Genomic DNA, 18,499 nt, shown 5'->3' on the forward strand with positions numbered 1-18,499 from the left:
TCGTTCCGGATTGTGTCACCCGGTTTTGTGGAACACGCGGCCGAGCGAGGCCGGTGCGTTCAGAGCGGCACGACTGCGGTCGGCCGACATGATGACCAGCACAATAATCGTGACCAGATAGGGTGTCATGGACAAATACTGCGACTGGATGGAGATGCCGAGCGCCTGCAGGTTCAGCTGCAGGATCGTGACCCCGCCGAACAGGTAGGCGCCGAGCAGGACGCGCCACGGTTTCCAGCTGGCGAAGACCACGATGGCCAGCGCGATCCAGCCGGCACCGGCGGTCATGCCCTCGGTCCATTGCGGCACGCGGATGAGCGACAGATAGGCGCCGCCCAGTCCCGCACAGGCGCCGCCGAAGGCGATGGCGGCCAGACGGATCAGGATCACGTTGTAGCCCAGCGAATGGGCCGCGTCATGGTTCTCGCCCACCGCGCGCAGTACCAGCCCGGCGCGGCTTCGGGTCAGGAAGAGCCAGATCCCGACCGTCAGCGCCAGCGAGACATAGACCATGTAGTCATACTGGAAGAGGAGCGGCCCGATCACCGGCAGGTCCGACAGGACCGGCAGGTCGAGCTTGGGGAAGCTCGGCGGCTTGATCCCGGCATAGGGCTGCCCGATGAGCGCGGCGAGCCCCAGCCCGAACATGGTCAGCGCCAGTCCCGTTGCCACCTGGTTCGACAGGAGCACCTGCGTCAGCACCCCGAAGATGAGCGAAATGAGCGCGCCGCCGATCGCGGCGGCCACGAGGCCGAGCCAGGGCGACCCGCTCTCGACCGAGATCGCGAAACCGCAGATCGCGCCGAAGATCATCATCCCCTCGACACCGAGGTTCAGCACACCGGATTTTTCGGTCACAAGCTCGCCGAGGGCGGCAAACAGAAGCGGCGTGGCGGCCACGACAAGGCTGGCCACGAGCGCGATCGGGTTCAGTGCGGAAAAGTCCATCAGGCGACCTCCGTCCGGCGGATGCGGACGCGATAGGTGATCAGAATATCCATGGCGAGCAGGAAGAAGAGCAGCATGCCCTGAAAGACGCTGATCGCGGCAGCGGGCAGGGACAGGGTCAACTGCGCGGTCTCGCCGCCGATATAGGTCAGCGCCATGACACCGCCCGCGAGCAGGATCCCGATCGGGTTGAGCCGCCCGAGGAACGCCACGATAATGGCTGTGAACCCATAGCCGACGGGCAGGGCCGGGACGAGCTGTCCCACGGGACCGGCGGCTTCGAACATGCCCGCAAGTCCTGCGAGCGCGCCCGATGTGCCAAGGCAGATCGCGATGATCCGGTTGGCGTTGACCCCGGCAAAGGCGGCGGCCTTCGGCGCCTGCCCGGTCAGCTTGATCTGGTAGCCGAGCACATGGCGGTTCAGAAGCACGTAAGCAATGACGACCGAGGCGAGCGCCACGAGGACACCGGCATGGGCGCGCGAGCCCGATATGATGATCGGCAGTGTTGCGCTGTCATGGAAGAGCCGGCTTTCGGGGAAGTTGAACCCGTCGGGATCGCGCAGCGGACCGGACACAAGCGCCGACAGGAGCAGGATCGCGACATAGACCAGCATCAGGCTGACAAGGATCTCGTTGGCATTGAAGCGGATTTTCAGGAAGGCCGGGATCATCGCCCAGGCAAATCCGCCCGCCGCACCGGCGATGGCCATGACGGGCAGGATCCAGATGCCTTCCATTGGATAGAAGGCCAGACCGGTTGCCCCGCCGGCCAGCGCGCCGATGACAAATTGCCCCTCTGCGCCGATGTTCCAGATATTGGCGCGGAAGCCGAGGGACAGGCCGATCGCGATGAGCACGAGCGGCGCGCCCTTGACCAGCAGTTCTGTGCGCGAGAACGGGTCAAGAAACGGGTCGATGAAGATGATCCGGATCGCTTCGACCGGGTTTTTGCCGAGGATCGCGAACAGGATGCCGCCCGCGATCATGGTCGCGATGACCGCCAGAACCGGCGTCAGACCGAGCATCAGTTTCGACGGCCGCCGCCGTGGTTCAAGCCTCAGCATGGTCGGCCTCCTCTGCCAGGTTGCCGCCCATCATCAGTCCGATCTTTTCCACCGACAGGCCCGCGGCGGGCTGTGGCACCGACAGGGCGCCGCCGGCCAGCACGGCGAACGTGTCGGAAATTTCCATCAGTTCGTCGAGATCCTGCGAGATCACGACCACCGCCGACCCTTGGGCGGCCAGATCGCGGATCGACTGCCTGATCGCGGCCGCGGCGGCGGCATCGACGCCCCATGTGGGCTGGTTGACGACGAGCGCGGCAGGCTTTTGCAGCACCTCGCGCCCGATCACATATTTCTGCAGGTTGCCGCCCGACAGCGCCTGCGCGGGCGTGGCTGCGCCCGGCGTGCGCACGTCGAACCGCTCGATGATGGCGCGGGCGAAGCTGCGCGTGCTCTCGCGGTTGACGAAGCCCAGACTGTCGAGCTTCTGGCGCGACCGTCCGGTCAGAAAGGCGTTTTCTGTCAGAGACATGGCGGGTGCGGCCGCATGGCCGAGACGTTGTTCAGGCGCGGTCAGGAGCCCGAGAATCCGGCGCCGGTCCGGTCCGGTCCGCCCGATATGGCGCCCGCTCAGCACGATCATTTCCTCAGCCACCGCGCGTTCGCCTGTGAGCGCCGCCATCAACTCGTCCTGCCCGTTGCCCGCAACGCCACCGATGCCGAGGATCTCGCCCGCGCGGACCTGGAAGGTGATCCGGTCGAGATCGGTGCCGAACGGTGTCTGCGACGGCAGGCTCAGTTCCATCACCCGCAGGATCGGCTCCCCGGGCGAGAAGCTGCGCGCCTTCGGCATCGCCAGTTCACCGCCGATCATCATCTCGGCCAGCGAACGGGCGGTCTCGTCAGCCGGCGTGCATTCGGCCACGACCTTGCCGCCGCGCAGCACCGTGGCGCGCTGGCAGAGCGTGCGGATCTCGTCGAGCTTGTGGGAGATATAGAGGATCGCCACGCCTTCGGCGGACAGTTTGCGCAAGGTCTGGAAGAGCGTGTCCACCTCCTGCGGGGTCAGGACGGAGGTCGGCTCGTCCATGATCAGAAGCCGCGGGTTCTGCAGCAGGCAGCGCACGATCTCTACCCGCTGGCGCTCGCCCACCGACAGATCACCGACCAGCCGGTCGGGGTCTAGGGGCAAGCCATATTCCTGGCTCACATCGCGGATGCGGGCGGACAATTCGGCACGCGGTGGCGCGTTTTCCATGCCCAACGTGATGTTCTCGGCCACGGTCAGCGCTTCGAAGAGCGAGAAATGCTGGAACACCATCGAGACGCCGGCGGCGCGTGCCTCGCCCGGTTTGTGCGGGGCGAACGGGTGGCCGTGCAGCGCCATCCGGCCGCTGTCGGGCCGCACCAGACCATAGATCATCTTCACAAGTGTGGATTTGCCGGCGCCATTTTCGCCGAGCAACGCGTGGATCTCACCCGGTTCAATGGTGAAAGAGACGTGATCGTTCGCCAGAACGCCCGGATAGGCCTTGGTCAGCCCCTCAATCGTGAGCAGGGTCAAGCAGCGTCTCCTTCACGGATTCTTGTTCTTGTAAGCCGATCTTTTGTTGCATTGCCAAAAGCTCTGCGGCAACCCCTATCGCGATGGCCATGGGGCGTTTGCCAAGGTTTTTTTGACCGATCGGGCAAATAAGTCGCGCAATTGCGGTTTCATCATGCCCCAGATCGCGCAGCCGTTTCTCGAACCGGGCGCGTTTCGTGGCTGATCCGATCAGCCCGACGGACGCCGTCTTGCGCCCCAGCAGCCTGTGGCAGAGTTCCAGATCCATGCCGTGGCTATAGGTCATGATCAGGTGATGCGCCGTATCGGGCGCAAGGGCTGCGGCATCGGCCGGGTCGTGGGCGACCAGTTGCGTTGCATGGGCGGGAACAAGGGCGGGGAAGCGCGCCTTGGCATCATCCACCCATGTGACAGCGAAGGGCAGGTCGCTCAGGCAATGGACAAGGGCGCGGCCGACATGGCCCGCGCCATAGATCCAGACCGGCACCGCCCCGTCCGCCACGGATTCGCTGAATTGCCCGTCGGCGCGGTGCGGCAGCGGTCCGTCCGGTGCCTGCTGCGGGTCAGGCGGCCCAGAAACCAGTTGCCGCGTGAACACACCGTCTGCCGGCAGGTCCGGCAACTCGTCCGCCGTGAACCGCTCCAGGAGCACCCGCACCGATCCGCCGCAGCACTGGCCGAGCGCGGGGCCGAGCGGCTGGCTCAGTTCCTGCCGCGCCCAGGCGCCGCCTTCGCGGATCATCTGCCGCGCGCGGTCGGTCACGTCGAGTTCCAGCGCGCCACCGCCGATCGTGCCGGATTGCCCGTCTGCCCAGACGATCATGGCCGCGCCCACGCCGCGCGGTGCGGAACCGGCGACACTGGTGATGACCGCCCGGACGACGGTGCCGTTGCGGAACACGAGGTCCCGCAGGGGCTGGGTGTCGAACGGGTTGGCGTCGCGTGTCATCGGGTCTCAGCCTTGCCGCCGGGCGGCGCGGGGCGTCCTTGGGTGCGTCATGGTGCGGTCAGCGCGGTCAGCAGCCGTTCCGCCGTTGCCGGTGCGTCGAGCGCCGGATAGCGATCTGACCGCGCCTGTGCGAGCGCGTCCGACAGGGCAAGGAACGCCGAAGTGCCGAGCATGAAGGGCGGCTCCCCGACCGCCTTGGAACGGTAGATCGTCTCTTCGCGGTTGCGCCCCTTGTCCCAGAGCCGGACGGTGAAGCTTTTCGGACGGTCCGAGCAGGCCGGGATCTTGTAGGTCGACGGCGCGTGGGTGCGCAGGCGTCCCTGATCGTCCCAGACCAGTTCCTCGGTCGTCAGCCAGCCGGCACCCTGCACATATCCGCCCTCCACCTGACCGATGTCGATGGCCGGGTTCAGGCTCCGGCCCACATCATGCAGGATATCGGCCTGCAGGATGCGGTTCTCGCCGGTCAGCGTGTCGACAATCACCTCGGTAACAGCCGCGCCATAGGCAAAATAGAAGAAGGGCCGGCCCTGTCCCTTGAACCGGTCCCACTTGATCTTGGGCGTGGCATAGAAGCCGGTTGCGGAGAGCTGAATGCGCGCCTGATAGGCAGACTGCACCAGTTCGGCGAAGGGCAGGGTTTCCGATCCGATCGTCACCATGCCGCCCGCATAGGCGATCTGGTCGGGCTGCACCTGCCAGCGTTCGGCGGCAAAGGCGTTCAACCGGTCGCGGATCGTGTCGCAGGCGGCTTTCGCGGCCATGCCGTTCAGGTCCGAACCGGAGGAGGCTGCGGTGGCCGACGTGTTGGGCACCTTGCCCGTGTCGGTTGCGGTGATGCGCACGGCGTCGAGCGGCTGGCCGAATGCCTCGGCCGCGACCTGCGCGACCTTGGTGTTGAGCCCCTGACCCATTTCCGTCCCGCCATGGTTCAGGTGGATCGACCCGTCCGTGTAGACATGAACGAGCGCCCCGGCCTGATTGAGGTGCGACAGGGTGAAGGAGATGCCGAATTTCACCGGTGTAAGGGCGATCCCGCGTTTCAGGATGGGACTGCCGGCATTGTAGTCGGCGATCTCCTTGCGCCGCGCCGCATAGTCGGAGGATGCGGCCAGTTCCTCCACCATGTCGGCGATGACGCAATCCTCGACCTCCATATGGTAGGGGGTCGTGACCCGGTCCTTCGATCCGGGCGGGCCGTAGAAATTGACCCGTCGCACGTTGAGCGGGTCGCGCCCCAGTTCGGCGGCGATATGGTCGATGATCCGTTCCATCCCGACGAGCCCTTGTGGCCCACCGAACCCGCGAAAGGCTGTGGCCGATTGGGTGTTGGTGCGCAGCCGGTGCGACCGGATGCGGACATTGGGCAGGTAATAGGCATTGTCGGCATGCAGCATCGCCCGGTCCGCCACCGGCAGGGACAGGTCCTGCGCCCAGCCGCACCGCACGAAATGTTCCACGTCGAGCGCCTCGATCCGGCCCTCCGCGTCGAAGCCGACCTCGTAGGCGATGCGCAGGTCGTGGCGCTTGCCCGTGATGACCATGTCATCGTCGCGATCATAGCGCATCTTGCAGGGCCGCCCCGTGGCGCGCGCGGCCACGGCACAGGCCACGGCAAGCGCGTTGCCCTGGCTTTCCTTGCCGCCGAACCCGCCGCCCATCCGGCGCACCGAGACGCGAACGGTGTTGAACGGCTGGCCAAGCGCTTCGGCCACCTTGTGCTGGATCTCGCTCGGATGCTGGGTGGAGGAGTGGACGAGCATGTCGCCATCCTCGCCCGGTTCGGCGGCGGCGGCCTGACCCTCAAGGTAGAAATGTTCCTGCCCGCCAATTTCCATCGTGCCCGATAGCCGGTGCGTGGCCTTCGACAGGGCCAGCTCCGCCGCGCCGCGCGCGAAGGTCAGCGGCGCCTCGAACTGGCTTCCGGCCGCGAGCGCCGCGTCGATGGTCAGGAGCGCGGGCAGGGGCGTGATGTCGACCCGTCCGAGCGTTGCCGCCTTGCGTGCCGCCAGATGGCTCGTCGCCACGACCAGAAAGACAGGCTGGCCGACATAATGGACTGTGCCGTCCGCCAGAAGCGGTTCGTCATGCACCGACGGGGACACGTCATTGGCGGCGGGCAGATCGTCCACCGTCAGCACGGCCACAACGCCGGGCGCTTCTTTCACAGCCTCCAGATCAAGCTTCGTGATCGTGCCATGCGCGACCTCTGACAGGCCGAAGGCCAGATGCAGGCAGCCTGCCGGAAGGGGCAGGTCGTCTGTATAGCGCGCCGTGCCGGTGACATGGCCGACGGCACTGTCGTGGCGGGTCGGTGCGCCGACATGCACTGTCTCGCTCATGCTGCCCCCCGTCCGACGATGCGGGTCTGGCTGAGGGGCAGGCTGTCTTCCAGCCAGTAGCGTTTCAGCAGGTTTGCCGCCGCCTGCGCGCGGTAGCCGGCAGAGGCCCGCATGTCGCTGATGGGTGTGAAATCCTCCTGCATCGCCTGCATGGCTTTTTGCACGGTCTCTTCGGACCAACGCGCGCCCACGAGCGCCGCTTCGGTGGCCGCCGCACGTTTCGGCGTCGCCGCCATGCCGCCGAAGGCCACGCGTGCGGCGGTGACGGTGCCGTCCTCGACCGTGACCGAGAAACAGCCGCAGATCGCGGAAATGTCCTGATCGAACCGCTTGGAAATCTTGTAGCACCGCAACCGGTCGGGCTGGGCGGGGATGAAGATGCTCTCCACGAACTCGCCCGGGCGACGGTCCTGCTTGCCATAGTCAACGAAGAACGTTTCGAGCGGCATGTCGCGCGTCTCCGCCCCATGGCGAAGCCGCAGCGTTGCGCCGAGCGCGATGAGCGCGGGCGGCCCGTCCCCGATCGGCGAGCCGTTCGCGATGTTCCCGCCGATTGTTGCGGCGTTGCGCACCTGCGTCGACCCGTAGCGGCGGATCAGTTCGGCGAAATCGGGGTGCCGGTCGACAATGGCGCCGCGCAGTCGGGACAGGGTGACGCCGGCGCCGACGCGCAAACCGTCCTCCGTTGCGGTGATGGATTGCAGGTCCGTCAACCGGTGCAGGAACACCACCGGTGCGAGCTTGCGCAACTGCTTGGTGACCCATAGGCCGACATCGGTCGCGCCACCCACGATCACCGCATCAGGATTGTCGGCATACCAGTTGGCGAAACTGTCGACCGAGGCCGGCAGGAACGCCCCGTCGAGCGCAATGTCTGACCGGTCTTCGGCGGCGTCCGCCAGCCATGCGGCTTCGTCCCACTCCCAGTCCGGTGCGGGCTGGTCGGCCGCGACACGCGCGGCCCGAATGATCGGCGCATAGCCCGTGCAGCGGCAGAGATTGCCCGCGAGCACATCATCGAAATCCTGACGGCCGTCACGATGCGCGGTGTAGAGCGACATGGTGATCCCGGGCGTGCAGAAACCGCACTGGCTGCCATGTTCGGTCACCATGGCCTCCTGCACCGGATGCAGGCGCCCATCATCCGCGGCCAGCCCCTCGACCGTGCGCACGGCCTTTCCGTGCAGCTGCGGCAGGAAGAGGATGCAGGCATTCATCGCGCGATGCACGAGCCGGCCGTCTTCCAGCGCCGAAACCGTCACCGTGCAGGCCCCGCAATCGCCTTCGTTGCAGCCTTCCTTGGTCCCGGTGAGGGATTCCGTCTCGCGCAGATAGTCGAGCAGCGTTTCGGTCGGATCGGCAGGCGCCAGCCGCCGTTCGGTGCCGTTCAGCAGAAATCGGATCTCTCCCATCAGCTGCCCCGATAGGTCGAATAGCCGAAGGGCGAGATCAGGAGCGGCACATGGTAGTGGCTGTCCTCGGCCATGCCGAAGCGCAGCGGGATATCGTCGAGGAATTTCGGCTCCGGCAGATTGCCCGCGGCACTGTCGAGATAGGCGCCCGCATGGAACAATAGCTCGTATCGGCCGGGCGCCCAGCTCTCCGCCGTCAGCAGCGGTGCATCGCAGCGCCCGTCCGCATTGGTCACATGCTCCGACAGGAGTTTCCGTTCCCCGTCAATCTGATAGAGCGAGATCTTCAGGCCCTCGGCCGGTCGTCCGCTGCTCGTGTCCAGCACATGTGTCGTCAGGCTGCCCATTGTTTCCCCGTTTGATTCTCAAGCCATCTATCAGGCACCCTCGCGGCGCGCAGTTCAAGGGCGGGCGGTGCCCAATCGCGCAAAATCCGCGTTTCCCTTGGACCCGCGGCGCGATAGTTTGGACGCATGAGCAGCCCTGTCCGATTCATCCATTTGCGCACCCATACCGCCTATTCGCTTCTGGAAGGGGCGATACAGGTGAAGGCGCTTCCGAAACTCTGCGAAAAGGACGGGATGCCGGCCGTCGCGGTGACCGACAGCGGCAACCTCTTTGCGGCGCTCGAATTTTCGACCGTCGCGGCGGAGGCCGGCATCCAGCCGATCGTGGGCTGCGAGTTGAGCCTTGCCTACGAGCAGCCCGAGCCGGGCAAGCCGCCACGTCTTGCTCCCATTGTCCTCCTCGCGCAGAACGAGGCCGGCTATGCGCATCTGATGAAGCTCAACAGCTGCAATTTTCTGGAGGACCGGGACCAGATCCCGCATGTCACGCTCGACCATCTGGCGAAACATCATGAGGGGCTCATCTGCCTGACGGGCGGCGCCGAGGGGCCGGTGGGGCGGTTCCTGCAGGACGGCCAGTCCGAAAAGGCCCGTGGTTTGATGCAGCGGCTGCAGGCGCTCTTTGGCGACCGGCTCTATGTCGAGGTCCAGCGCCATCCGGGCGACGGCACGCGCCGGACGCCGGCTGAGGCCGCGACCGAGCCGGGGCTGGTGGCGCTGGCCTATGACCTCGGCCTGCCGCTGGTGGCGACCAACAATGTCCATTTTCCTGTCCGCGACATGTATGACGCGCATGATGCGCTGATCTGCATTGCCGATGGTGCCTATGTCGACCAGCAGGAACCGCGCCGCCGCCTGACGCCTGAGCATTTTTTCAAGACGCAGGAGGAAATGGTCGCGCTGTTCGACGATCTGCCGGAGGCCATTGCCAATACAGTCGAGATCGCGCGCCGCTGTGCTTTCAAGGCCGAGATGCGCGACCCGATCCTGCCGAAATTTGCAGATGACGAGGTGGAGGAATTGCGGCGGCAGGCGCAAGAAGGGTTGAAGGCGCGGCTCGCCGTCATTCCCCATGCGGCACCGGTCGAGGATTATGAAAAGCGGCTCGAATTCGAGCTCGGTATCATCGAGGGCATGGGATTTCCGGGCTATTTCCTGATCGTTGCCGATTTCATCAAATGGGCCAAGGACAACAGCATCCCGGTCGGTCCCGGTCGCGGGTCGGGTGCCGGTTCCCTCGTGGCCTATGCGCTGACGATCACCGATCTGGACCCGCTGCGCTATTCGCTGCTGTTCGAGCGGTTCCTCAACCCCGAACGTGTCTCCATGCCCGATTTCGACATCGATTTCTGCATGGACCGCCGCGAGGAGGTGATCGCCTACGTTCAGGAAAAATACGGGCGTGATCGCGTGGCCCAGATCATCACCTTCGGCGCGCTCCTGTCGAAGGCCGCGGTGCGCGATGTGGGCCGGGTGCTGCAGATGCCCTACGGGCAGGTCGACCGCCTGTCCAAGATGATCCCCGTGGAGGGGGTAAAGCCCGTTTCCATCACCCAGGCGCTGGCCGACGAGCCGCGCCTGCGCGAGGAAGCAAGGGCGGAAGAAGTGGTCGGGCGGATGCTCGATTATGCCGAGAAGCTCGAAGGGCTTCTGCGCAACGCTTCCACCCATGCCGCGGGCGTCGTGATCGGGGACCGGCCGCTCGACGAGCTTGTGCCGCTCTATCAGGACCCGCGCTCCGACATGCCGGCGACCCAGTTCAACATGAAATGGGTCGAACCGGCGGGGCTGGTGAAATTCGACTTCCTCGGCCTGAAGACCCTGACCGTGATCCAGAACGCGCTCGATCTTCTGGCGCAGCGCGGGGTGGAGGTCGATATCGGGGCGATCCCGCTCGACGACAAGCCGACCTATGACCTCTATGCCTCGGCCAAGACCGTGGCCGTGTTCCAGGTGGAGAGCTCGGGCATGCAGGACGCGCTGAGGCAGATGAAGCCCACCTGTATCGAGGATATCGTCGCCCTCGTGGCGCTCTACCGGCCCGGCCCGATGGAGAATATCCCGAAATATTGCAAGGTGAAGAACGGGCAGGAGGAGCTGGAGAGCATCCACCCGCTGATCGACCATATCCTTGAGGAAACGCAGGGCATCATCGTCTATCAGGAGCAGGTGATGCAGATCGCGCAGGTCATGGCAGGCTATTCGCTCGGCGGCGCCGACCTGCTGCGCCGCGCCATGGGCAAGAAGATCAAGGCCGCGATGGATGCGGAGCGGCCGAAATTCGTAAAAGGCGCGCAGGAGAACGGGGTCGATCAGGCGAAGGCCACCGAAGTGTTCGACCTGCTGGAGAAATTCGCCAATTACGGGTTCAACAAGTCGCACGCGGCGGCTTACGCGGTGGTCAGCTATCAGACCGGCTGGCTGAAGGCGAACCATCCGGTCGAGTTCATGGCCGCGGTGATGAATTGCGATATCCACCTGACCGACAAGCTGAACGTCTACAAGCGGGAGGTGGACCGGCTGGAGATCGACCTCGTGCCGCCCTGCGTCAACCGGTCGGAGGCCATGTTCTCGGTCCGCGACGGCAAGATTGTCTATGCGCTGGGCGCGCTGAAGAATGTCGGGGTGGAGGCGATGCGCCTCATCACTGACGCGCGGGCCGACGGGGGGCCGTTTGTCGACCTGTTCGATTTTGCGCGGCGGGTGGACCTCAAGAAGATCGGCAAGCGCCCGCTGGAGATGCTGGCGCGCGCCGGCGCGTTCGACCAGCTTGACGGCAACCGTTGCAAGGTGATGCGCAGCCTCGACCAGCTTGTCGCCTATTCCACCGCCACGCATGAGGATCGCAGTTCCGCGCAGACGAGCCTCTTCGGGGATGGCGGAGAGGACCTGCCCGCCCCGCGCCTGCCGATGCCCGAGGACTGGCTGCCGACCGAACGGCTGTCCGAAGAGCATCAGGCGATCGGTTTCTACCTGTCGGGCCATCCGCTGGACGATTATCTGGGGCCGCTGAAGCGGCAGCGTCCGCCGGTGATGACCCTGACGGAACTGACACAGGCCGCGGCCGGCGGTCCGCTCGCCGCCAAGATCGCGGGGTCGGTCGCGTCGAAACAAGAACGCAAATCCGCCCGCGGCAACCGGTATGCGTTCGTGCAACTGTCAGACCCGACGGGCCTTTACGAGGTCACGGTCTTTTCGGACACGCTGGAAGCGGCACGCGACCGGCTGGAGCCGGGCCAGAATGTCGTGCTCTATGTGGAGGCCAATCTCGAAGGGGACCAGTTGAAGCTGCTCGCACGCTCGGTGCAGCCGGTCGACGAAGCTGTGCAGGATGCCGCGGCGGCGGGCCTGCGCGTCTTCCTCAACGATGAAAATGCGGTGCCATCGCTGCACCGCCGGCTCACCGATCCGTCCATCGTCGGTACCGTGCGCACCAAGGGCCCCGTAGACGTGATCCTGATGCATCCCGACCTGCCAGGCGACGTGTGGCTGGCCCTGCCGGAGGAATATCCGATCAATCCGCAGGTGAAGGGCGCGATCAAGCACATTGCCGGCGTCGCCCATATCGAGGATTTCTGAACCTGCGGACGCGCTGCGCCGCTCCTGCCTACCAGTGCGGCGGTTTCTGGTCCGCAAGCGGGATCGAACCCGGTGTGTCGGCCTCCTGCGCGGCGGCGCGTTCCACCAAAAGCGCGATGCGTCGCTCCATCCGCGCGATCGTCTCGGCCTGCGCGGTCACCACCTCGTTCAGCTCGTCCACCGTACGGGCCATATGGGCCAGCTGGATTTCCAGATCGTCGATGCGGCTGGTCGGGTTGGTGCTCATGCGGCCTCCGGGAAAATCGGTTCGGGCGCGCCGGGGCGCCACGGGTCATATTTGTCCATCACCGCCAGAAACCAGGGCGCCGCGAGCCCGCGATCGAGCCAGCTCACCAGCGCAGCGGGGGCGGACGCGTCGAACCACGGACGGTCGACCATCGCAAACTGCCGGACAAAGGGAAGGATCATCAGGTCGGTGATGCCGGGCGCGGTGCCTGACAGCCAGTCCCTTGTCTCCAGCCTGTTTGCCAGTTCGGCAAGATAGGGCGCCGCCGCCGCCCGTGCGGCCTGTGACCTGTCCGGCGCGTCGTGAAACCGGTATTTGTAGGTATCGAGATGCGGCTTGAACTCCGTGTCGATCCGGTCCGTCAGCGCCTCGTCCCATGTGGCGCGAAAGGCGGTGTCGCCGGATCGGGCCAGCGCCCAGTCCACGACGTCGCGGCTTTCCTCGATCACCGTGCCGTCCGGCAACACCAGCACCGGAACCGTGCCCTTGGGCGAGGCATCCAGCATCGCCGCCGGTTTGTCCCGCAGCCGGACCTCTCGCAGTGCCACGCGCGCCCCGCAGGCGGAGAGCGCCAGACGGGCCCGCATCGCATAGGGGCAGCGGCGGAAGGAGTAGAGGATCGGCAGGGTCATGGCTTGGGCATAAACCGCGCCGCGCCGTGCGGCAAGCGCTCTCGGGCGGTGGCGCGGGGGCGTTGGTGCGTGGTCCGCGGGGGAAATTCCCGTTGGTCCGCATCGACATCCGGTCCGTATGCAGGCTAAGTGTCCCGGCACAGGACAGGATGACAGGTCGGAGGAACGGGTGACGTTCGATCAGCGGGAATTGCGCAATGCGCTCGGCCGGTTCGCGACCGGGGTCACCATCGTGACCACGATGACCGATGACGGCCCGCTTGGCATCACGGCCAACAGTTTTGCCTCCGTGTCGCTTGACCCGGCGCTGGTGCTCTGGTCGCCGGCGCGCAAGTCGGCCCGTTTCCCCGCGTTCGAGGCGGCCGACTATTTCGCCATCCATATCCTTGCCGCCGACCAGCGCGACCTGTCGGAGCGGTTCGCACGTTCGGGCGACGCGTTCCATGATCTCGATTTCGGACGCGGCTTGGGCGATGCGCCGCTGCTTGACGGTTGTGCCGCGCGGTTCGAGTGCAAACATGCGGCGGGTCATGATGGCGGCGATCATCTGATCGTTGTGGGTGAGGTGCAGCGCATTCAGGAAGCCGATCGCGCGCCGCTCATCTACCATCGCGGTGCCTATGCCGGACTGGCCTGATCCGCGCCTCCGGCTTGCCCCGTTCCCGCCCTTGGGGTAGGAGACCCCCGATCAAGGCTCGCAACAGGTTTTCCCATGGCTCGCAACAAGAAGCAGAAGGTCCGGCGCCCCCGCGCGGAGACGCCCAAAGGGTTCCGCGACTATTTTGGCGCGGACGTGACCGAGCGTGCCGCGATGCTGCGCGACATTACCGACATCTACACGCGCTACGGCTTCGATCCGCTGGAAAGCTCTGCCGTGGAAACCGTGGAGGCGCTGGGCAAGTTTCTGCCCGATGTGGACCGCCCGAACGAAGGGGTTTTCGCCTGGCAGGACGAGGATGAGAGCTGGATGGCGCTGCGCTACGACCTGACGGCGCCGCTGGCGCGCGTCTATGCGCAGCACCGCAACAGCCTGCCGAGCCCCTATCGCCGCTATGCGGTCGGCCCGGTTTGGCGCAACGAGAAGCCGGGTCCGGGGCGCTACCGCCAGTTTTACCAGTGCGATGCAGACACGGTCGGCACGCCGACGGTGGCCGCCGACAGCGAGATTTGTGCCATGCTGTCCGACACGCTGGAGGCTGTGGGCATCCCGCGCGGCGACTATGTGGTGCGGGTCAACAACCGCAAGGTTCTGAACGGCGTGATGGAAGTGGCGGGGCTTGTCGATCCCGACGACGCAGACGCTTTTGCCCATGAACGCGGCATCGTCATGCGCGCCATCGACAAGATCGACCGGCTGGGCGAGGAGGGCGTGCGTGCGCTCATCGGGGCAGGCCGCAAGGATGCTTCGGGCGATTATACCGACGGGGCCGGCCTGTCCGATGAGCAGGCCGATATCATCATGGACTTCATGTCGGCGCGCCGCGACAGCGGGGCCGCGACCTGTGCGCGGCTTGGTGAACTGGTCGGCGGCAGCACCGCCGGGCAGGAGGGCGTGCGCGAGTTGGAAACTATCGCGGAACTGCTCGACGCGCAGGGCTATGGGCCCGACCGTATCCTGATCGACCCGTCCGTTGTGCGCGGCCTTGGCTATTACACCGGCCCCGTCTTCGAGGCCGAACTGACCTTCGACATTCTCGACGAGAAGGGCCGCAAGCGGCAGTTCGGTTCGGTGGCCGGCGGCGGGCGCTATGACGATCTGGTCAAGCGCTTCACCGGTCAGGACGTGCCGGCCACAGGCGTCTCCATCGGGGTCGATCGGCTGCTCGCAGCCCTGCGGGAAACCGGCCGGATCGGCAGCAGCGTGGCCGGACCGGTGATCGTGACCGTCATGGACCGCGACCGGATGGCCGACTACCAGACGATGGTGGCCGATCTGCGCAATGCGGGTCTGCGGGCGGAAATGTATCTCGGCAATCCGAAGGATATGGGCCGCCAGCTCAAATATGCCGACCAGCGCGAAGCACCGGTCGCGGTCATCCAGGGCGGCGACGAGGCCGCGCGGGGCACCGTTCAGCTCAAGGACCTCGCTCTGGGGGCGCGCCTCGCCGCCGAGATCGAGACCAACGAGGAATGGAAGGCCCAACCCGCGCAGGTGGAAGTGCCGCGCGACGCGCTGGTGGCCGAGGTGCGGGCGATGATCGCGCGTGCCGATGGCGGCGGGGTCTGAGCCGGTGCAGACGGGGCGCGCCTATCTCGATGACGGACGGCTGGGCGAGTCGCTCGGTGCGCTCAGGGCCGAGGTCGGGCGCTGCCTGATGCATTTCGTGCAGGCCGGCGCGGAACAGGTGGAGCCGGCCGCGCTGCTGCCTGCCGACATCCTCATCGACCTCTATGGCGAGGATTTGCGCGCGCGGGCCTATACGACGCAGGACCCGGTGCTGGGCGAATTCATGTTGCGTCCCGATTTCACGGTGCCGGTCGTGCAGTTGCACACCGAACTGGGCATGGAGCCGGCCCGCTATGCCTATGCCGGATCGGTCTGGCGGCGGCGCCAGCCCGGCACGTCGAGCCCGACCGAATATCTGCAGGCGGGCTTCGAACTGTTCGACGGCAGCGATCCGGCTGCCGCCGATGCCGAAGTTTTCGCCACCATTGCAGGCGCGCTGGGTGATCTGCCGGTCCAGCCGGTGACCGGCGACATGGGTCTGGTGCGGGCCGCGATTGACGCGCTCGATACATCGGAGCGGCGCAAGAAGGCGCTGCGCCGCCACCTCTGGCGGCCGGAGCGGTTCCGCAGGCTGATCGAGCGCTTTTCCCGCCCGGGCGGTGCTGCGGCCGATCATGGCGCGTTGCTCGACGATGCTGCGAAACGTGGCGCGGCGGCGGTCATTGCCGATGCGGGGGCCGGGATCGGGCTGCGCACGGCCGAGGATATCGCGGCGCGGCTCGATGCTCTGGCCGAGGACCGCGCAACACCGCCGCTTGCCGCCGCTGATCTGGACCTGATCGGTGCGGTTCTGGACCTGCGCGGCAGCATGGCCGATGCGGTGCGCGGCATGGCGGCCATCGCCGCTGAGCGGAGCGCCTTGCAGCCCGCTGCCGACATGCTCGCGGCCCGTGCAGAGGCATTGGCGGCCCAGAAGCTCGATCCGGCGGCTCTGGCCTTCGAGGCCGGGTTCGGCCGGACCACACTGGAATATTATGACGGGTTCGTCTTCGGCTTCAGCGCACCCGATGCGCCCGACCTGCCGCAGATCGCGCAGGGCGGCCGCTATGATGCGCTGACCCGCGTGCTCGGGCAGGGCGCGGGCATTCCGGCGGTGGGCGGGATCATCCGGCCCGAGGCGCTTCTGGCCCTGCAACGGAGGCTTGGATGAGCGTGAAACTCGGACTGCCCTCCAAGGGCCGGTTGCAGGACAAGGCCATCGACTGGTTCGCGGCCCGCGGCATCCATGTGAATCGCAGCGGTTCGGGCCGCGAATATGCAGGCCGCGTCGAGGGGATCGACAATGTCGAACTCGTGCTTCTGTCCGCGGGCGAGATTCCGCGTGAACTGGCGGCAGGGCGCATCCATCTGGGCCTGACCGGGCAGGACCTTGTGCGGGAGAAAATCCCCGGCTGGTCGGACCGGGTGGTCGAAATGGTCGAAACCGGCTTCGGATTCGCCGATCTGGTGCTCGCCGTGCCCTCGGCTTGGGTCGACGTGGACGGGCTTGATGATTTCGACGCGGTGGCCGCAAGCTTCCGCGAGCGCCACGGGTTCCGTCTGCGGATCGCCACCAAATACCATGTGCTGACGCGGGAGTTCCTGCGCCGCCACGGCGTGGCCGACTACCAGCTTGTCGACAGTCAGGGCGCCACCGAGGGCACGGTGAAGAACCTGACGGCCGAGGCGATTTGCGACATCACTTCATCGGGCGAGACACTGTCCGCCAACCACCTTAAAATCCTGCGCGACGGGTTGATCCTGCGCTCGCAGGCGACGCTCTTTGCCGCGCGTGGCGCGGACTGGACAGGTGCCGCGGAGGACGCCCGGCAGGCGCTGGCCGAGCGGCTCGGGACAGAAATTCCGGTCGGCCCCTATGCCTGAGGGCCGGCCGCGCCCCGCAACCGTGCGGACCGTGGCCGACCTGCGCGCCCGCGTGGCTGGCTGGCGGGCCGGGGGCGCCCGCGTCGGACTGGTGCCCACAATGGGGGCGCTCCATGACGGCCACCGCGCGCTTGTCGAGGCCGCGCGGAAGGAAAATGACCGCGTGATCACCACGGTGTTCGTCAATCCGACCCAGTTCGGCCCGACCGAGGACTTCGACGCCTATCCGGCAGACCTTGATGCCGATCTCGACCTGCTGGCCGACGCGGGGGCCGACCTTCTGTTCGCTCCGCAGGTCACGGAAGTCTATCCGCACGGGTTCGCGACAGAGGTGCGCGTGGCATCGCCCATGGTGTCGGTGCTCTGCGGCGCGCGCCGTCCCGGCCATTTCGACGGGGTCACGCAGGTGGTCGCAAAACTCCTCAACATGGCGCAGGCCGATCGCGCCTATTTCGGCGAGAAGGACTGGCAGCAGCTGGCTGTTGTCCGGCAGATGGTGCGCGACCTGAACCTTCCCGTCGATATCCGGTCGGTGCCGACGGTGCGGGCGGCGGACGGGCTCGCACTTTCGTCCCGCAACGCCTATCTCGATCCGGCCGAGCGTGCGGTTGCGCCACAGTTGAACGCGACATTGCGGGCGGTGGCCAAGGCGATCCGGTCCGGCACCGCACCCGCGGCGGCAACGGCATCCGGCGCGCAATCGCTGCGCGATGCAGGCTTTGCACATGTAGACTATCTCGATTGCCGGGACGAGATCACGTTGGAGCCTGTTGACGGAGTGCCTGCACCTCGGGGTGCACGGCTCTTCGTTGCAGCCCATCTGGGACGCGCGCGTCTCATCGACAACTGGCCTGTTGCGGACTGATCCTTCCGCCTAGCGCAGGCCGAGGTCGCTCAAGGCCCGGTCAAGCTCTTCGGGCAGGTCACTGTCGCCGTCCCGGCGCTTTGGCAGATCGCGCGGCGCATCTTCGGGTTTCAGGTAGCGCCAGCCCTGAAAAGCGCGGCGCGGTGCAGCTTCCGTGAGCACGAGGTCGGGGTCGAAAATGATCTCGCAACGGCGGATGCCGTCCGAGCCGAACACCTCTTCCAGCCCAAGAATCCGCTGACGCGCCAGAATCACGCCCTTGAAGACCCAGTAGAGCGACCCGCCGTCGAGCAGCTCGTCCGCCCGTTTCGGCCACATGCGCGTCACATGGCTCGGACGCCAGTCGAGGCCAGCCGCCCGCGCCGCATCGGCCCGCGCAACGCGCCAGCGCAGAAGGTCGTCGGGACTGTCCGTTCCGACGCAGAGTTTGACGAGATGGAGCGGTCCCTTGGCCATGCCTCAATCCTGAAATCCGGGTCGCCCAGAGCTAGCAAAGCGGGCGGGCGGGCGAAAGGGG

16 protein-coding genes are annotated in these 18,499 nt (G+C 66.3%); 6 read left to right on the top strand and 10 right to left on the bottom strand.

Features of this window, described 5'->3' with window-relative positions:
* Positions 1-15 precede the first annotated feature (15 nt).
* The 7 genes from GSH16_RS07450 to uraH are packed head-to-tail and all read right to left on the bottom strand — an operon-like array spanning position 16 to position 8,569.
* Entirely contained in the window at positions 16-948 is a 933-nt protein-coding gene (locus GSH16_RS07450) for an ABC transporter permease (protein ID WP_160853612.1), read from the bottom strand.
* Positions 948-2,015, bottom strand: a complete 1,068-nt coding sequence (locus tag GSH16_RS07455; RefSeq protein ID WP_160853614.1) for an ABC transporter permease — start codon at positions 2,013-2,015, stop codon at positions 948-950. Before GSH16_RS07455 ends, GSH16_RS07450 begins: the two co-directional genes overlap by 1 nt.
* Positions 2,002-3,513: an ABC transporter ATP-binding protein gene (locus GSH16_RS07460; protein ID WP_407941063.1), complete on the bottom strand. Its 1,512-nt coding sequence runs from the start codon at positions 3,511-3,513 to the stop codon at positions 2,002-2,004. Before GSH16_RS07460 ends, GSH16_RS07455 begins: the two co-directional genes overlap by 14 nt.
* Positions 3,500-4,468: a xanthine dehydrogenase accessory protein XdhC gene (gene xdhC, locus GSH16_RS07465; RefSeq protein ID WP_160853618.1), complete on the bottom strand. Its 969-nt coding sequence runs from the start codon at positions 4,466-4,468 to the stop codon at positions 3,500-3,502. Before xdhC ends, GSH16_RS07460 begins: the two co-directional genes overlap by 14 nt.
* Positions 4,469-4,515: 47 nt before the next feature.
* The gene (gene xdhB, locus GSH16_RS07470) at positions 4,516-6,810 is read right to left on the bottom strand and encodes a xanthine dehydrogenase molybdopterin binding subunit (RefSeq protein WP_160853620.1); all 2,295 of its coding nucleotides are present in this window, start codon (positions 6,808-6,810) and stop codon (positions 4,516-4,518) included.
* Complete coding sequence (gene xdhA, locus GSH16_RS07475; RefSeq protein WP_160853622.1) at positions 6,807-8,222, bottom strand: xanthine dehydrogenase small subunit; 1,416 nt, start codon at positions 8,220-8,222, stop codon at positions 6,807-6,809. The genes xdhB and xdhA overlap by 4 nt, the downstream gene beginning before the upstream one ends.
* Complete coding sequence (gene uraH / locus GSH16_RS07480) at positions 8,222-8,569, bottom strand: hydroxyisourate hydrolase (RefSeq protein WP_160853624.1); 348 nt, start codon at positions 8,567-8,569, stop codon at positions 8,222-8,224. The genes xdhA and uraH overlap by 1 nt, the downstream gene beginning before the upstream one ends.
* 126 nt (positions 8,570-8,695) lie before the next feature.
* On the opposite strand from uraH, the gene dnaE reads away from it, so the two are divergent.
* Positions 8,696-12,148, top strand: a complete 3,453-nt coding sequence (gene dnaE, locus GSH16_RS07485) for a DNA polymerase III subunit alpha (protein ID WP_160853626.1) — start codon at positions 8,696-8,698, stop codon at positions 12,146-12,148.
* Between the two features lie 28 nt (positions 12,149-12,176).
* Here the strand turns inward: dnaE and GSH16_RS07490 are convergent, their stop codons facing one another.
* Together GSH16_RS07490 and GSH16_RS07495 are read right to left on the bottom strand one after the other, a co-directional pair.
* Entirely contained in the window at positions 12,177-12,395 is a 219-nt protein-coding gene (locus tag GSH16_RS07490) for a SlyX family protein (RefSeq protein ID WP_160853628.1), read from the bottom strand.
* Positions 12,392-13,027 carry a glutathione S-transferase N-terminal domain-containing protein gene (locus GSH16_RS07495; RefSeq protein WP_160853630.1) on the bottom strand — a complete coding sequence of 212 codons (636 nt, stop codon included), beginning with the start codon at positions 13,025-13,027 and terminating at the stop codon, positions 12,392-12,394. The genes GSH16_RS07490 and GSH16_RS07495 overlap by 4 nt, the downstream gene beginning before the upstream one ends.
* Positions 13,028-13,145: 118 nt before the next feature.
* Between GSH16_RS07495 and GSH16_RS07500 the strand changes: the two genes are divergently transcribed.
* The 5 genes from GSH16_RS07500 (at position 13,146) to panC (ending at position 17,982) form a co-directional block, all read left to right on the top strand.
* Positions 13,146-13,664, top strand: a complete 519-nt coding sequence (locus tag GSH16_RS07500; protein WP_160853632.1) for a flavin reductase family protein — start codon at positions 13,146-13,148, stop codon at positions 13,662-13,664.
* A 75-nt stretch (positions 13,665-13,739) separates the two neighbouring features.
* Positions 13,740-15,254, top strand: coding sequence for a histidine--tRNA ligase (gene hisS / locus GSH16_RS07505; protein ID WP_160853634.1), 1,515 nt, complete (start codon positions 13,740-13,742; stop codon positions 15,252-15,254).
* Positions 15,238-16,404 (top strand): ATP phosphoribosyltransferase regulatory subunit, encoded by a 1,167-nt coding sequence (locus GSH16_RS07510; RefSeq protein ID WP_160853637.1) that lies wholly within the window; start codon positions 15,238-15,240, stop codon positions 16,402-16,404. Before hisS ends, GSH16_RS07510 begins: the two co-directional genes overlap by 17 nt.
* A complete protein-coding gene (hisG, locus tag GSH16_RS07515; protein WP_160853639.1) occupies positions 16,401-17,117 on the top strand; it encodes an ATP phosphoribosyltransferase in 717 nt (238 codons plus the stop codon). Before GSH16_RS07510 ends, hisG begins: the two co-directional genes overlap by 4 nt.
* Positions 17,110-17,982 (top strand): pantoate--beta-alanine ligase, encoded by an 873-nt coding sequence (gene panC, locus GSH16_RS07520; protein ID WP_160853641.1) that lies wholly within the window; start codon positions 17,110-17,112, stop codon positions 17,980-17,982. The genes hisG and panC overlap by 8 nt, the downstream gene beginning before the upstream one ends.
* Before the next feature lie 9 nt (positions 17,983-17,991).
* Here panC and GSH16_RS07525 read toward each other — a convergent pair whose 3' ends face one another.
* Entirely contained in the window at positions 17,992-18,438 is a 447-nt protein-coding gene (locus GSH16_RS07525) for a DUF1489 family protein (RefSeq protein ID WP_160853643.1), read from the bottom strand.
* Between the last annotated feature and the right edge of the window lie 61 nt (positions 18,439-18,499).

The organism is Oceanomicrobium pacificus (assembly GCF_009833495.1).
Taxonomy (GTDB): domain Bacteria; phylum Pseudomonadota; class Alphaproteobacteria; order Rhodobacterales; family Rhodobacteraceae; genus Oceanomicrobium; species Oceanomicrobium pacificus.